Origin of the sequence: Pseudomonas berkeleyensis, from assembly GCF_014109765.1 — a bacterium.
GTDB lineage: Bacteria > Pseudomonadota > Gammaproteobacteria > Pseudomonadales > Pseudomonadaceae > Aquipseudomonas > Aquipseudomonas berkeleyensis.
This window is the reverse complement of sequence record NZ_CP059139.1, coordinates 3,541,705-3,556,874: the sequence shown is the minus strand read 5'-3', so window position 1 is coordinate 3,556,874 and position 15,170 is coordinate 3,541,705. Positions and strand designations below refer to the sequence as shown.

Genomic DNA, 15,170 nt, shown 5'->3' with positions numbered 1-15,170 from the left:
CGCGCAGCAGACTTTGAACACGCTCTCAGCGCAGAATGCCAGCCTCGCGATAGAAGCGCTCGGCTCCTGGGTGCAGTGGAATCGGTAGCCCGCTGACGGCTCGCTCCAGGCTGATGTCGCGGGCCGCTGGGTGCGAGTCGGCCAGGCGATCGAGATTCTCGAACAGTAACCGGGTCATCTCGTAGGCCAGCTCGTCCGGCACGCTGGTCTGACTGACCAGAATATTGGTGATGGTGGCGGTCGGCACATCGTTGGTCTGCCCTGTGTAGGTGCCAGCCGGAATGATGCCTGACTGATAGGCGCCGCTGCCGATGCGCGCGACGATGTCCGGCGGGATCGCTACGAAGGTAATGGCGACCCGCTCAGCCAGTTCGCGAATCGCCGCCATGCCCAGGCCAGCTGACTGCAGGGTGGCGTCCAGTTGCCCTTTCTCGATCAATTCGACTGACTCGGCGTAGGGCTTGAATTCGACATGGCCCATGTCCCTGTAGCTCAGGCCGGCAGCCTTGAAGATGGCCCGTGCGTTGAGTTCGGTGCCTGAACGCGGCGCGCCGACGGAAATCCGCTTGCCGCGCAAGTCCTGCAGGCTGTTGATCCCCGACTCCTTGCTGGCGACGATCTGGATGTAGTTCGGATAGATGCCGGCGATGGCGCGAAGCCTGTCGCGCGGGGCTCTGAAACCGGCGTCCTCGTCACCTTTCCAGGCATCGGCCACCGAGTCGCCAAGAGCGAAGGCGAGCTGGCCGCGGGCGATCTGCAGCAGGTTGAGGTTTTCCACTGAGGCCTTGGTGGCCCGCACCGTCGTGTCCGAATTGTCGATGCCCTCACTGTAGAGTGTGGAGAGGGTCATGCCCAGCGGGTAATAAACCCCGCTGGTGCCTCCGGTGAGAATGTTGATCGAAGTGGGGTTGGCATGGGCGTTGGGGCTGTTGACCAGCATCGCGGCAGCGACGAGCAGGCCAAGACGCTTGGTTAAGCGCATGGAATTTCTCCGTTGTTGTTATGTTTTTGGCCGGGAAGGTTTCAGGTAAGTGGGATATTCGTGGCCAGGCTTCGCCCGTATCGAGTTGAGCGAGGGAGTAGGGGAGTGCGATGGCGAAACATGGCTGACCTCTTATCTTTTTTATCAGTCCTGTCTGCACGGTCATGGCGTGCGGACAATCAGGGACTGAGCAGTTGGCGTGCCAGCCTCGACTGCTCGCGTGCTAGAGCGCGCGAAGTGATCGGGTGTCAGGTTTGCTCGGCGGAAAGATGCTGACGGGTAATGCGTGGTGAGCGGAAATTCGCCTATTTCTCTCCGGACAGACGCAGGACGCCAGGCTGTTCTCGCTGAAGGCGGAGGGGGCTGCTTTACCGGCTTCGTCACAGTTTCGCGCAGCCAGCGGTCCATCTGTCGCCTGGGGCCGGTCGAGTGCCAACCGAGTCACATTGCCGCGGCTGGGTTTTCCCCTAGACTTGCCTGACCGATCAAGGACGACATCTGCGCCAAAGCTTGTACTGCTCTGGTGCACGATGCCGTGCGCGCATATTCCCCCGTTGGTTCAGAGGGTCTTCGATGAGCATGCAGAACAAGCCGCAGATGGTGGAAGCCGTGATGTTCTTCAGTGAGCGCGGTATCTGCAAACAGATGATGTTCCCTGAATTCGAAGCCTTGCTCGATGGTGTGGTGAACATGCCCGAGTTCGCCGATGAACAGATGCGGGCGGTTTTCGTGGTGATCAACCCGCGTCTGCTGGTCAGGGCTGCGGTGTTCTTCTATCTGGATTTCGACGAGGATGGTCGGCCTGACAAGGGCTGGAACATTCCTCTGCAACACCTGTCCGAGCGTGCCGGTCGTGGGCCTGATCTGGGTGCTGGACCGATCCGCCTGGCCTGCCGCAGCCAATGCCCGGTTTCCTGGCACCAGATGCATTTGTGGGATCCCAGCCTGGCGCCGGGGCAGAACGATCTGGTGATCCTGCGCGATGCAGTCAAGCGCAACCAGCTTGGCCTGCTGGTCGAGGACGAGAGTGCCCCGGCCGTGGTGGCCGAGCGCTTGCAGGTGGCGTCCGAGGACAAATGGTACGCGCCCGATCCGGCCAAGGAAGTGGCCGCCCAGTTGGCGCAGAAGATGGATCAGGAGCACCGCGCCAAGACGGCCCAGCTGATTCAGCAGCAACGCCTGCGTATCACCAGCCTGACCCAGCAGCACGAAGAGGAGCTGGCCAAGTTCAAGCTGGCCAGCGAGGAGCAGAGCAAGAACCTGCAGGGGCAGATTCACGGGTTGCACCAGGCATTGCGTCAACAGGAAGAGCTCAACGCCAACCTCAAGGCGCAGCTGGCGGCGCAGGCCGAAAGTTTTCAGCGCAGTCGCGAAGAAATGGCTCAGCAATTACGTGCACTGGAGCGCCATGGGCGTACCGAAGGCGACATCCTGCGCGCCCAGTTCGACGGCGAGTTGCAGGCGAAGGTCGCCGCTGCTGTGGCGCACTATCAGGAACAGATTGCCATCCGCGATGTGGAGCTGGCCTACCGTAATGAGCTCGATACCCAGCTACAGGCCGAGGTCGAACGGCTCAAGCGTGAGCGTGACGAGTTCGCCAGCCAGGGAGGGGATCAGACCCTTGAGCGTCTGGCCAAGCTCGGCGTAGTCTTCGTGGTTTATCACCCTGGCGCCGGGCACCTGACCATTGCGCTGCAGGATGTCGCGCGTTATCAGGACAACCCCATGGCCTACGCTGCCGCCAAGTGCTTCGTTTCCGAAGAACAGTACCGCCATTGGTTGGCTCATTATCAGCAACCGAGCTGCGACACGACGCTGCCCAGTGGCGAGCGTTGTGGCATTCCCATCGACCGGGTGGACTCGCCCAGTCGTTTCACCCTCGGCGATTCCAACTGCTGCACGCGCCACAAGGCCAGCGGCCGCCTGCGTACCGTTAGCTGATCTTGGCACTGCGATTCCCTGATTGGTGCCCACAGGCGCCTCTGCAACCGGTAAAACTGGACTGGCTCGAGGCGGCCGGCATCGAGCTGGCCTGCCTGCGTCTGGATCTGATCGATCCGTTGGTATCGGGCAATAAATGGTTCAAGCTCGCTGCGCATCTACGTGCAGCCGAGGCCAGCGCTGCGCAAGGCGTGATCAGCCTGGGCGGCGCGCACTCCAATCATCTGCATGCGCTGGCTGCGGCGGGCAAGCGCTTCGGCTTCGCCACCGTTGGCTTGCTGCGGGGTGAGCCGCAGCGAACGCCGACCATCGATGATCTGCAAGCGCTGGGTATGCAATTGCACTGGCTGGGTTATGCCGGTTACCGGGCACGTCATCAGGCCGACTTCTGGCAGCCCTGGTTGGCGCGCTACCCCGGTTTTCATCCGGTAGGCGAAGGCGGTTTGAGCCTGGCAGGTGCCGACGGTTGTGGCGTTATGGTCGACATGGTGCAGGCGCAATTGCAGCGCATCGGCTGGTCGGATTTCGATGCCTGGTGGTTGCCGGCCGGCACCGGCACGACCCTGGCTGGTCTGGTGTTGGGCGAGCAAGGACAACGCCTGGTGTATGGCGCCCTGGCGGTTCCTGCCAGCCACGGCGTCGCTGCGCAGGTGGCGGCGTTGCTGGACGAGGCTCAGGTTGCGGGGCAGGGCTATCGCCTGGTCGAAGCGGCGCGCGGTGGTTTTGCGCGGCTGGATGAGCCGCTGCGCCAGTTCATCTTACGTACCGAGCAAGACTGTGGCCTGCCGTTGGAGCCTGTCTATACCGGCAAGGCATTGCTGGCGCTGCGCGATTTTTGCGGCAGCGGCCATCTTCCTCGCGGTTCTCGCCTGATCTTCGTTCATACTGGCGGCTTGCAGGGCCGCCGCGCGCTGATGGGCGCCGACTACACTCAGGTCTGACCAGCGGAGTCTGGAAATTCTCATGAACGAACCTCTCACTCCCGAGCAGTTACGCATTCTCACCCCGCTCAATGTGCTGTCCGAGCAGCAATGGCGTGAGTTGCGTAGCCAACTGGTGCCGCAACCGTTGCTGGCCGGCCAGTTGTTGTTCCGTCAGGGAGACCAGGCTCGCCTCACGTATTACCTGCTGGCGGGCGAACTGCAATTGCAGGATGCCGAGGGGCGGACGCAACGCGTGTCGGCAGGCAGCGAGCTCAGCTGTCATCCGCTTTCCCCCGCAATGCCGCGTCTGCATGAGGCACGCGCCCTGAGCGATATCAGTGTGCTGATGATCGACAGCGCCATGCTCGACCGCCTGCTGACCTGGCGCCTGGCCTATCAGGATCTGTTGCTGGCGATGCAGCAGGGTGGCGCTGACATCGAATGGCTGGAGCGGCTGCTGGAGAACCCGCTGTTCACCAAGGTGCCGCCGACGAACGTACAGAACATGCTCGGCCGCTTGCAGCGTATCGAGATCGAAGCGGGGCATCAGGTTCTCACCGAAGGCGAGGCGGGCGACTGCTGTTTCTTCCTCGAAAGCGGGCGCGCCGAGGTGATTCGCAGTGCCGGCAGTGATCGTCAGGTGTTGGCCGAGCTGGAGGTCGGCGCCTGCTTTGGTGAGGAGGCGTTGTTGTCCGACCGGCCACGCAATGCCACGGTGACGATGGTCGAGCAAGGCAGCGTGCTGCGTCTGGATCGTCAGGATTTCTTCGCTCTGCTCAAGGCACCGGTGGTGGCCGAGGTTTCTCTCGGGGAAGCGGCCAGGCTGTTGACGCAGGGGGCGCAATGGCTGGATGTGCGGCTGCTGGAGGAGTACGAGAAGGCGCATGCGCCACAGGCCTTGCACATGCCCTTGCAGCTACTGCGGCTGAAAGCCCGCCTGCTGGACAAGTCGCGTACCTACCTGTGCTATTGCGACAGCGGCAAACGCAGTAGCAGTGCGGTGTTTCTGCTCTCGCAGCTGGGCTATAGCGTCTATGCCCTGCGCGGTGGCCTGGACGCCTTGCCGGCGGTACAGCGTGATGCGCTGCTTTGCGAGAATGGGGCAGGGTATCTGGCGCGCTCTGGCGGACGTACCGAACGTAGCCGGTAGGGGCGTGCCACTTTCGTAGGACGGGGGAGCCCCGTCAGGCTGGTGATGACGGGTTGTACCCGCTCTACGACGGCCACTGATCACTGACCAGGAAGATGCGCTCGGCCTCGCGCCAGTCGCCTTTCGAGTCGGGCTCCAGGCGTACCAGCAATTGCGCGCGATTTTGTGTCGGCAACGCTGCCAGCCATTGTTGGAACGTCTCCTCTGGCCAGCGCTCGCCACCGTCAATCAGCGCCGGCGCCAGCCAGGCCAGCCTTGGCAGCGGTTGCCAGCATGCCCCAGGCCGTTCGGCGCCGAACTGGTTCCAGTCGCTTTGACGCAGCCAACGGCCCCGGCAATGTGCAGGGGTTGCTCCGCGAGGTGACGAGCAACCGTCGGGCCATGGGTAGAACAGATAGCCGCCGAGCCAGAAGGCCGCGCGGGTCTCGGCCAATTGCAGTTCGTTCAGTGCGCCTCGTGTTTCACGGCGTGACGACAGAGGCAGCTGGTGCTGGGCGAGATGGCTTAGCTTCAGATCGAGTCGGTCATGGCTGCCAGGGCCTAGCCAGTGAGCGGCATCGCTGCCTCCCGTGCCCAGGTAGAACTTGACCGCCAGCTCCAGGTGGTGCTCGCCCTCGGCGTCGCGCAGGAGCAGATCCAGCTCTCCCAGGGTCTGGCCGTTCTGGCGAATCGGCAGATTGGCAGCGACGATTTCTATATCCGGTGCGGCGTGCAGGGCGAATTGCCAGAGACGCTCATAGTGCATGCCGAGGCGCCGCACCGGCTTTTCTGCCAGCCAGGCATGCAGGACGCTGGCATCCTTGTCCTGCTTCGCCAGCCAGTTCGTCAGCAACTGCGGCTGCTGCAACCAGCGACTGGCCTGCAGAGGATGGCGCTGGGTTTTCGTTGTCTCACCCAGCAGGGGCGGCGAGAGCAGCACCCACGCCAGGTCGCGTACCGCCGGGGTGCGCAGCGTCTGCAACAGCGCGTGCAGCGAATCGGGAGTGGTCATGACCCGAGCATAGCGCGGTTTGCCGGGGCCTTGGCCTTTGGCCGATAATCCCTGTTCGTTTCTTATTCGGCTGTCGGGAGTCCCATGGATCAATTTCGCAATGTCGGCATCATCGGGCGCCTGGGCAGCACGCGGGTGTTGGAGACCGTGCGCCGGCTCAAGCGCTTTCTCATCGACCGCCATCTGCATGTGATCCTCGAAGACACCATCGCTGAGGTACTACCCGGCCACGGCTTGCAGACATCCTCGCGCAAGATGCTGGGCGAAGTGTGCGATCTGGTGATCGTCGTCGGGGGTGACGGCAGCATGCTCGGCGCCGCGCGCGCGCTGGCGCGACACAAGGTGCCGGTGCTGGGTATCAACCGCGGTAGCCTCGGTTTTCTCACCGACATTCGTCCCGACGAGCTTGAGCTCAAGGTGGCGCAGGTGCTGGAAGGCCAGTACCTGACCGAGAACCGCTTCCTGCTCGAGGCCGAGGTACGCCGCCAGGGCGAAGCCATCGGCCAGGGCGATGCGCTCAACGATGTGGTGCTGCACCCGGGCAAATCGACACGGATGATCGAGTTCGAGCTGTACATCGATGGCCAGTTCGTTTGCAGTCAGAAGGCCGATGGCCTGATCGTCGCCACGCCCACCGGCTCGACCGCTTATGCCTTGTCCGCTGGCGGGCCGATCATGCATCCCAAGCTCGATGCCATCGTCGTGGTGCCGATGTACCCGCATACCCTGTCCAGCCGGCCCATCGTGGTCGATGGCAACAGCGAGCTGAAGATCGTCGTATCGCAGGATCTGCAGATTTATCCGCAGGTCTCCTGCGATGGCCAGAACCACTTCACCTGTGCGCCGGGCGACACCCTGCACGTGGCCAAGAAAGCGCAGAAGCTGCGGTTGATCCATCCGCTGGATCACAATTACTACGAGGTCTGCCGTACCAAACTGGGCTGGGGGAGCCGTCTCGGAGGGCACGACTGAATGTCCCTCGACCCTCGTCGTGGCTATGACCTGATCGGTGATATCCACGGGTGTGCGCGCACGCTCGAACGTTTGCTCGAATGCCTTGGTTACAGCCGGCAGGGTGGCGTGTGGCGCCATCCTTCGCGCATGGTGATCTTCCTTGGCGATCTGGTCGACCGTGGCCCTGGCATTCGCGAAACCCTGCACCTGGTGCATGACATGGTTCGTGCTGGCCAGGCGCTGTGCATCATGGGCAACCACGAGTTCAATGCGCTGGGCTGGAGCACGCCGGCGCCGCCGGGTAGTGGCCGCCATTACGTGCGTGAGCACAGTCCGCGCCACCAACGCCTGATGCGTGAAACACTGGCGCAGTTCGAGGCGTATCCACTGGAGTGGCGCGAGTTTCTCCACTGGTTCTACGAGATGCCGTTGTTCATCGATGCCGGACGCTTCCGCGTCGTCCACGCCTGCTGGGATGACGAGCTGATCACGCCACTCAAATCGCAATTTCCCGATGGCTGCATCGACGAGCATTTTCTCCAGGCGGCGGCCGTGCCTGGCAGTTTCGCCAACATGGCGCTGGATCGCCTGCTGCGTGGTACCGACATGCGTCTGCCGCATGGCCTGACCCAGACCAGCGGCGACGGCTTTACTCGTTCGTACTTCCGCACCAAGTTCTGGGAAGAGAATCCGCAGACCTACGGCGACATCGTGTTCCAACCCGATGCCTTGCCGGAGCTGGCCGCACAGACGCCGCTGACCGAGCTGCAGAAGGACGAGTTGCTGCGCTATGGCGCCCACGAGCCGTTGTTGTTCGTCGGTCACTACTGGCGGCGTGGCAAGCCGGCGCCGATTCGCCCGAACCTGGCCTGTCTGGATTACAGCGCAGTGATCGGTGGCAGGCTGGTGGCCTATCGGCTCGATCAGGAGCATCGCCTGGATGCGAGCAAATTCGTCTGGGTCGATGTCGACCCGCAGGAGGCGCCACGATGACGGCTGTCGCTGTACTACGTTTGCCGCTTGAGGTCGATCTGAGTGGCTTCGTCGCCTTGCTGCAGCGGTTGCACGTTCCGCACCGGGTAGCAGTGCTCTGGGTACCTGGCGAGGAGCTTGCCGAACAGGTGCGGGAGCTCTATGCGCGTCATCCGCAGGGTGATGCCTCTGGTGAGCCGCAGAGCGTTGCCCCGCCGCGCGAGGGCTTCGTGGCTCAATTGCGGCGCAGCCCGATAACGGCGCTGGTGCTGTTGAGCACCTTCATCGTCTTCGCCGTGACCCTGGCTGGCGAGAATTTTTCCGCCATTCGTTGGCTGAGCTTCGTCGATTTTCGAATCGACGGTGAGCACATCTATCTGACCTATCTGGATGCCACGCTCGCAAGCGGCCAGTGGTGGCGCCTGATCACGCCGATGCTGATCCATTTCGGCTGGCTGCACCTGGCGATGAACAGCCTGTGGTACTGGGAGCTGGGACGACGCATCGAGTTTCGCCAGGGCGCAATTGGCCTCCTTGGGCTGACCCTGCTGTTCGGCCTGGCGTCGAACTTCGCCCAATACTGGTGGGCCGGGCCGTCGCTGTTCGGTGGCCTGTCCGGCGTGCTCTATGGATTGCTCGGGTATTGCTGGATCTACCAGCGGTTGGCGCCCAACCCGGTCTATCGCCTGCCGCCCGGCGTGCTGGTGATGATGCTGGCCTGGCTGGCGATCTGCATGACCGGCATTTTCGAACTGCTGCAATTTGGCGCCATCGCCAATGCCGCGCACGTTGGCGGTTTGCTCACCGGCTGCCTGATCGGGCTGCTTGGCGGTATGCTGGCGCGACGTAGCGTTTGATTCGACTTTAGTGTTTCGGCGGGTTTCACCCGTCCTACGATTTACCTGGAGACCTGTATGTCGTCCTTTCTCGATGCGATTGAAAACATCACCCCGGAAATCTACGAGAGCCTCAAGCTGGCCGTGGAAATCGGCAAGTGGCCCGATGGCCGCAAGCTCACCCAGGAGCAGAAGGAGCTGAGCCTGCAGGCGATGATCGCCTGGGAAGTGCAGAACCTGCCGGAGGAAGAGCGCACCGGGTACATGGGCCCGCAGGAATGCAGCAGCAAATCCGAGCCGGTGCCCAACCTGTTGTTCAAGTCCTCGGATACCCTGCACTGATGAGTGAGTTGGGACGTGGCTCGCTGAGCAAGATGAAGGCGCACCTCGACGCGCCTGTGCAGTACGCCTTCCGCCTGGGCGACGAAGAGGTACCGGTCAACCCGCTGGTGGGCAAGCACCTACGCCTGGAATACCTCGGCGCGATCCATTGCACGCACTGCGGGCGCAAGACCAAGACCAGTTTCAGTCAGGGCTATTGCTATCCCTGCATGCAGAAGCTGGCGCAATGCGATGTCTGCATCATGAGCCCGGAGAAGTGTCACTACGACGCCGGCACCTGCCGCGAGCCGAGTTGGGGCGAGCAGTTCTGCATGACCGATCATATCGTCTATCTGGCCAACTCCAGCGGCGTGAAGGTCGGCATCACCCGTGCCAGCCAGGTACCGACACGCTGGATCGACCAAGGCGCGACCCAGGCGCTGCCCATTCTGCGCGTAGCCACCCGGCAGCAGTCGGGCTTCGTCGAAGATCTGCTGCGCAGCCAGGTGGCAGACAAGACCAACTGGCGTGCGCTGCTCAAGGGCGACGCCGCGCCAGTCGACCTGCTGGCCATTCGCGAGCAACTGTTCGACCACTGTGGCGCGGGCATCACCGAGCTGCAGCAGCGCTTCGGCCTGCAGGCCATCCAGCCGCTGTCCGCTGCCGAGGTGCTGGAAATTCGCTACCCCATCGAAGCCTATCCAGCCAAGATCACCAGCTTCAATCTGGACAAACTGCCATTGGCCGAAGGTACCCTGCTCGGTATCAAGGGCCAGTACCTGATGTTCGATACCGGTGTGATCAATATCCGCAAGTACACCGCCTACCAGTTGGCCGTCCATGAGATCGCCGCCTGACACCCGATGCCACTGGCGCACGAAGCGCCGCAGACGAGAGGCCAAGCGCCATGCGCACCGAACAATCCAAGACCATCTACCTCAAGGATTATCAGGTTCCCGATTACCTGATCGACGAGACCCACCTGACCTTCGAGCTGTTCGAGGATCACAGCCTGGTGCATGCGCAACTCGTCATGCGGCGCAACCCGGAGGCTGGCGCGGGTCTGCCGAAGCTGGTACTCGATGGTCAGCAGCTTGAACTGTTGCACCTCAAGCTCGACGATCGCGAGCTGGGCGAGGGCGATTACAGCCTGACCGACAGCCACCTGACCCTGCTGCCGACCCAGGAGCATTTCGTGGTCGACAGCAGCGTGCGCATCCACCCGGAGAGCAATACCGCGCTGGAGGGCCTGTACAAGTCCAGCGGCATGTTCTGCACCCAATGCGAGGCCGAGGGTTTCCGCAAGATCACCTTCTACCTCGACCGCCCGGATGTGATGAGCAAGTTCACCACCACGGTCAGCGCCGAGCAGCATGCCTACCCGGTGCTCTTGTCCAATGGCAACCCGATTGCAAGCGGCAGCGAGGAGGGCGGTCGGCACTGGGCGACCTGGGAAGACCCGTTCAAGAAACCGGCCTATCTGTTCGCCCTGGTCGCCGGTGATCTCTGGTGCGTGGAAGACAGCTTCACCACCATGAGCAACCGTGAAGTGGCGCTGCGCATCTATGTCGAGCCGGAGAACATCGACAAGGTGCAGCACGCCATGGACAGCCTCAAACGCTCGATGAAATGGGACGAGGAGGTCTATGGCCGTGAGTACGATCTCGACATCTTCATGATCGTCGCGGTCAACGACTTCAACATGGGGGCCATGGAGAACAAGGGCCTCAATATCTTCAACTCCAGCTGCGTGCTGGCCAAGGCCGAGACTGCCACCGATGCCGCGCACCAGCGGGTCGAGGCGGTGGTGGCGCACGAGTACTTCCACAACTGGTCGGGTAACCGCGTGACCTGCCGAGACTGGTTCCAGCTGTCGCTCAAGGAAGGCTTCACCGTGTTCCGCGACAGCGAGTTCTCCGCCGACACTCACTCGCGCACCGTCAAGCGCATCGAGGATGTGGCCTACCTGCGTACCCACCAGTTCGCCGAGGACGCCGGCCCCATGGCTCATCCGGTGCGCCCGGACGCGTACATGGAAATCTCCAACTTCTACACCCTGACCATCTACGAGAAGGGTTCGGAAGTGCTGCGTATGATCCACACCCTGCTCGGGCCGGAGCTGTTCCGCAAGGGCTCGGATCTGTACTTCGAGCGCCACGACGGCCAGGCCGTGACCTGCGACGACTTCGTCAAGGCCATGGAGGATGCCAGTGGTGTCGACCTGACTCAGTTCAAGCGCTGGTACACCCAGGCCGGTACGCCGCGCCTGGAGGTCAGCGAGGCCTATGACGCGGCTGCGAAGCGCTACAGCCTGACCTTCCGTCAGAGCTGTCCGGCCACGCCTGGGCAGAGCGAGAAGCTGCCGTTCGTGATTCCCGTAGCGCTCGGCCTGCTCGATGCCCAAGGCAATGAGCTGCCGTTGCGCCTGCAAGGCGAGAGCTCCGCCAGCGGCACCAGCCGCGTGCTGTCGGTCACCGAAGCCGAGCAGGCCTTCACCTTCGAGGCCGTCTCCGAACAGCCGCTGCCTTCCTTGCTGCGCGGCTTCAGTGCGCCGATCAAGCTGCACTTCCCCTATGACCGCGATCAGCTGATGTTCCTCATGCAGCACGACAGCGACGGCTTCAATCGCTGGGAAGCTGGGCAGCAATTGTCCGTGCAGGTGTTGCAGGAGCTGATCGGCCAGTACCAGCGCGGCGAGGCTCTGAGTCTGGATCAGCGCCTGGTCGCTGCGCTGCGCACCTTGCTCGAAGACGAGTCGCTGGATCAGGCCATGGTCGCTGAAATGCTCTCGCTGCCGGGCGAGGCCTACCTGACCGAGATCAGCGAGGTGGCTGACGTCGAGGCCATCCACGCTGCTCGCGAGTTCGCCCGCAAGGAACTGGCTGCCGCGTTGTTCGCTCCACTGTGGGCGCGCTACCAGACCAACCGAGAGCTCTCCAAGGCTACGCCTTACGTGGCCGAGGCGGCGCACTTCGCCCGCCGCAGCCTGCAGAACATCGCGCTGTCCTACCTGATGCTCAGCGAGAAGCCCGAGGTGCTTGCGGCCTGTGTCGACCAGTTCGACAACGCCGACAACATGACCGAGCGCCTTGCCGCGTTGGCAGTGCTGGTCAACTCTCCGTTCCAGGAAGAGCAGGGCAAGGCCCTGGCCATGTTCGCCGACTTCTTCAAGGACAACCCATTGGTTATGGATCAGTGGTTCAGCGTGCAGGCTGGCTGCCCGCTACCGGGAGGCTTGGAGCGTGTGCATGCGCTTATGGAGCATGAGGCCTTCACCCTGAAGAACCCGAATAAGGTGCGTGCGCTGATCGGTGCCTTCGCCAACCAGAACCTGATCAACTTTCACCGTGCGGACGGAGCGGGCTACCGCTTTCTTGCCGATCAGGTGATCACCCTCAACGCCCTCAACCCGCAGATCGCTTCGCGCTTGCTGGCGCCGCTGACTCGCTGGCGCAAATATGGCGAGGCTCGCCAGGCGCTGATGAAGGCAGAGCTGGAACGCATCCTCGCTTCCGGAGAGCTGTCCAGCGATGTCTATGAGGTGGTGAGCAAGAGCCTGGCCTAAGACGGGTTTTGCTGTACAAAAAGTGTTACCGGTCTCTGGCTGGTAACACTTTTTTGTTACCCAATGGAATGTGTATGCGATCTCTTATTCGTTTGCACACTAAAGTTAGGGCTTCACGACTTGACAGTCGTGAGGCCTTCATCACGTCACGAGGCTGTAAGCCCCGTGGCGAGTGGCATAAAGCGTCGGATCGTAGGACAAAGTGCGCCAGATTTTCCGTGAATTGCTGACGCATTGGTCAGTGGCTGATCAGTCACGAAAAGAAACTGGCCAAAGGCTCTTGCAAGCGTGTTTGCGCTGATACACCCGTTTGAATTGGCACCATGGTTGCAACGCCGTGCTGGATTTGACTGCGCGTGATGGCGCTTTGGTCGCTTAACCCTTTTGCTGCACCCACAAAAACAAGCCGTCGCCAGTACGGCATATCGCGACCCGGTTACGGGATCGCTCAAAAGAATGATCTGTCCACGGAGTGAGTCTCGATGGAAATTAAGTCCCGCAAGCCCGTTCTACGTTTTGCCCCGGCCAAGGCCGGCTTTGCGTTCGCTGGTGTTCTGCCATTGCTGGTCGCCGCCCAGGCTCAAGCGGTGGAGTTCAGCTTCGCCGATAACGAAATCACCGGCTCCATCGACACCACTATCTCCTACGGCCAGCTGTGGCGTGTTCAGGGGCAGGACAAGACCAACAACGACATCAACACCAACGACGGCAACCGCAATTTCGATACCGGCCTGGTTTCCGAGGTGTTCAAGATCACCAGTGACCTAGAGGCCTCCTACCGCAACTATGGTGTATTCATCCGCGGTACTGCTTTCTATGACACCCAGATCATGGACAAGCGCAACGATTACTACGACGCCAATACTCCGGCCCAGCCTAGCCAGAGCTACCCGCGCGACAACACCTTCACCCGCGAAACCCGCCACAAGGCCGGCCGTGATGCGCAGATTCTCGACGCCTATGTCTATGGCAACTGGGATATCGCCGACATGCCGGTTTCCGGCCGCTTCGGTAAGCAGGTGTTCAACTGGGGCGAGGGTCTGTTCTATCGCGGTGGTGTGAACACCACCAATCCTGTCGATGCTGCCAAGTTCCGCCTGCCGGGCTCGGAAGTGAAGGAAGTGCTGGTGCCGGTCGAAGCGCTGAGCTTCAACATCGGCCTGACTGACAACCTTTCGATGGAAACCTTCTATCAGTTCAACTGGAAAGAAACCGCAGTCGATCCAGTTGGTACTTATTTCTCCGAGACAGACCTTTTTGCCGACGGCGGGAATACGGCTTACAACGACTTCTCGCGAACCGCGCTCGGCGCCAGAAACCCACTTCTGCTCAATAATACCGTTCTGGGTGTTTACAATAATCCTACTCTAATCGGCCAGAGTCAGGCTGTTTTCGGCGCGTTGGGTCTGTATCAAGGGCCGGGTGGGAAGACGTTCGTTTATTCGGGTGATCAGATCGCACAAGTGGCCAAGATCGGCGGTGACCTGAATGCAAAGAATGACGGCCAATATGGTGTTGCGTTTCGCTATATAGCAGAAGAGCTCAACTCTACCGAGTTCGGTTTCTACTTCGTCAACTACCATGGCAAAGAACCTAGCATCTATGCGGACTTGAACGGTTATCAAGGTGTCAATGTCGGTGCTCTCGCGGGGGCGCTGGGTAATGCGTCGCTTGCTGGTGGCCTAGCTACTGCGGATCTGCTGGCTAACGTGCAGGCTCGCAGGGAGTACGCGGAAGATATCCGTATGTATGGCCTCAGCTTCAATACAACGGTTGGCCAGACGTCGGTCTTCGGCGAGCTTTCCTACCGTCCTAACCTGCCTATCGGTATCGCAGCGACCAACGATTTGCTGGGTGACCTGGTAGGGCAAGGTGCACAGCTTGCCGATAACTCTGGCGCGCTGCCAAACGCTGGAACAGCGGTCATCGCCGGGCGGCAGGTCGCTCGTGATGGTTCCATCAGCAACTACACCCGCGTAGAGGCCTTCAATACATCCTTTGGGGCCATTCATAATTTTGGTCCGACGCTGAGCTTTGATTCCCTGTTCGGTATCGCAGAACTCGCTTCCGAGCATGTGCGCGGCGATAGCCTGAAGTACACGGATTACCAGGGTAATGTCCGTTATTATGCTGGGCGTCCAAACAACTCCTACATTTCGAACTATGGGCGCGACGACCAAATCAACAAGAATGCCTATGGCTACACCTTGGTGCTCTCCGGTACCTGGAACGACGTCTACGCCGGCGTGAACCTGTCGCCGTTCGCCGTGTTCAAGCATGACTTCGAAGGCAACTCTCACCAGACCGGCAACTTCGTAGAGGGCCGCAAGGCATACACCGTTGGTATGCGCGCCAGCTACCTGAACAGCCTGGAAGCCGAGATTCAGTACACCGAGTTCTACGGCGCAGGCCAGAACAACGGTGCACGTGATCGCGACAACATCGGCCTCAACGTCAAGTATTCCTTCTAATACCTATAACCAGAAACGCGCCGGGCGCCTTGGGCGCCCGGCAATACTCTTCACGGAGAATTAC

The 15,170-nt window shown here is 61.4% G+C and carries 12 protein-coding genes; 10 read left to right on the top strand and 2 right to left on the bottom strand.

What is annotated here, in order from left to right; all coding sequences use genetic code 11:
* Positions 1-25: 25 nt before the first annotated feature.
* Complete coding sequence (locus tag HS968_RS16455) at positions 26-982, bottom strand: TAXI family TRAP transporter solute-binding subunit (RefSeq protein WP_182367237.1); 957 nt, start codon at positions 980-982, stop codon at positions 26-28.
* A 573-nt stretch (positions 983-1,555) separates the two neighbouring features.
* On the opposite strand from HS968_RS16455, the gene HS968_RS16450 reads away from it, so the two are divergent.
* From HS968_RS16450 to HS968_RS16440, 3 genes are read left to right on the top strand one after another with little or no spacing between them, the layout of a single operon-like run.
* Positions 1,556-2,923 carry a chromosome partitioning protein ParA gene (locus HS968_RS16450; protein WP_182367235.1) on the top strand — a complete coding sequence of 456 codons (1,368 nt, stop codon included), beginning with the start codon at positions 1,556-1,558 and terminating at the stop codon, positions 2,921-2,923.
* Between the two features lie 8 nt (positions 2,924-2,931).
* Positions 2,932-3,864: a 1-aminocyclopropane-1-carboxylate deaminase/D-cysteine desulfhydrase gene (locus HS968_RS16445; RefSeq protein WP_407681663.1), complete on the top strand. Its 933-nt coding sequence runs from the start codon at positions 2,932-2,934 to the stop codon at positions 3,862-3,864.
* 22 nt (positions 3,865-3,886) lie between these two features.
* The gene (locus tag HS968_RS16440; protein ID WP_182367231.1) at positions 3,887-4,996 is read left to right on the top strand and encodes a cyclic nucleotide-binding domain-containing protein; all 1,110 of its coding nucleotides are present in this window, start codon (positions 3,887-3,889) and stop codon (positions 4,994-4,996) included.
* A 64-nt stretch (positions 4,997-5,060) separates the two neighbouring features.
* On the opposite strand, the gene HS968_RS16435 is transcribed toward HS968_RS16440, so the two are convergent.
* Positions 5,061-5,987, bottom strand: a complete 927-nt coding sequence (locus tag HS968_RS16435; protein WP_182367229.1) for a DUF1853 family protein — start codon at positions 5,985-5,987, stop codon at positions 5,061-5,063.
* 84 nt (positions 5,988-6,071) lie between these two features.
* Here HS968_RS16435 and HS968_RS16430 point away from each other — a divergent pair, with 84 nt between their 5' ends.
* The 7 genes from HS968_RS16430 (at position 6,072) to HS968_RS16400 (ending at position 15,106) form a co-directional block, all read left to right on the top strand.
* Positions 6,072-6,959, top strand: coding sequence for an NAD(+) kinase (locus HS968_RS16430; RefSeq protein ID WP_106736245.1), 888 nt, complete (start codon positions 6,072-6,074; stop codon positions 6,957-6,959).
* Positions 6,960-7,934 carry a metallophosphoesterase gene (locus tag HS968_RS16425; RefSeq protein WP_119692730.1) on the top strand — a complete coding sequence of 325 codons (975 nt, stop codon included), beginning with the start codon at positions 6,960-6,962 and terminating at the stop codon, positions 7,932-7,934.
* Positions 7,931-8,770, top strand: a complete 840-nt coding sequence (locus tag HS968_RS16420; RefSeq protein ID WP_182367227.1) for a rhomboid family intramembrane serine protease — start codon at positions 7,931-7,933, stop codon at positions 8,768-8,770. Before HS968_RS16425 ends, HS968_RS16420 begins: the two co-directional genes overlap by 4 nt.
* A gap of 57 nt (positions 8,771-8,827) precedes the next feature.
* Positions 8,828-9,091, top strand: a complete 264-nt coding sequence (locus HS968_RS16415; protein WP_074681470.1) for a YeaC family protein — start codon at positions 8,828-8,830, stop codon at positions 9,089-9,091.
* The gene (locus HS968_RS16410; RefSeq protein ID WP_182367225.1) at positions 9,091-9,927 is read left to right on the top strand and encodes a DUF2797 domain-containing protein; all 837 of its coding nucleotides are present in this window, start codon (positions 9,091-9,093) and stop codon (positions 9,925-9,927) included. The genes HS968_RS16415 and HS968_RS16410 overlap by 1 nt, the downstream gene beginning before the upstream one ends.
* A 50-nt stretch (positions 9,928-9,977) precedes the next feature.
* On the top strand, positions 9,978-12,635 hold the full coding sequence (gene pepN, locus HS968_RS16405) for an aminopeptidase N (protein ID WP_182367222.1): 2,658 nt from the start codon (positions 9,978-9,980) through the stop codon (positions 12,633-12,635).
* 482 nt (positions 12,636-13,117) lie between these two features.
* Positions 13,118-15,106, top strand: a complete 1,989-nt coding sequence (locus tag HS968_RS16400) for a DUF1302 domain-containing protein (protein WP_182367220.1) — start codon at positions 13,118-13,120, stop codon at positions 15,104-15,106.
* Positions 15,107-15,170: the final 64 nt, after the last annotated feature.

Coding starts and splice junctions, on each gene's coding strand:
- HS968_RS16400 (WP_182367220.1), top strand. CDS start 13,118: ATGGAAATTAAGTCCCGCAAGCCCGTTCTACGTTTTGCCCCGGCCAAG.
- HS968_RS16435 (WP_182367229.1), bottom strand. CDS start 5,987: ATGACCACTCCCGATTCGCTGCACGCGCTGTTGCAGACGCTGCGCACC.
- HS968_RS16440 (WP_182367231.1), top strand. CDS start 3,887: ATGAACGAACCTCTCACTCCCGAGCAGTTACGCATTCTCACCCCGCTC.
- HS968_RS16410 (WP_182367225.1), top strand. CDS start 9,091: ATGAGTGAGTTGGGACGTGGCTCGCTGAGCAAGATGAAGGCGCACCTC.
- HS968_RS16455 (WP_182367237.1), bottom strand. CDS start 982: ATGCGCTTAACCAAGCGTCTTGGCCTGCTCGTCGCTGCCGCGATGCTG.
- HS968_RS16420 (WP_182367227.1), top strand. CDS start 7,931: ATGACGGCTGTCGCTGTACTACGTTTGCCGCTTGAGGTCGATCTGAGT.
- HS968_RS16415 (WP_074681470.1), top strand. CDS start 8,828: ATGTCGTCCTTTCTCGATGCGATTGAAAACATCACCCCGGAAATCTAC.
- HS968_RS16450 (WP_182367235.1), top strand. CDS start 1,556: ATGAGCATGCAGAACAAGCCGCAGATGGTGGAAGCCGTGATGTTCTTC.
- pepN (WP_182367222.1), top strand. CDS start 9,978: ATGCGCACCGAACAATCCAAGACCATCTACCTCAAGGATTATCAGGTT.
- HS968_RS16430 (WP_106736245.1), top strand. CDS start 6,072: ATGGATCAATTTCGCAATGTCGGCATCATCGGGCGCCTGGGCAGCACG.
- HS968_RS16425 (WP_119692730.1), top strand. CDS start 6,960: ATGTCCCTCGACCCTCGTCGTGGCTATGACCTGATCGGTGATATCCAC.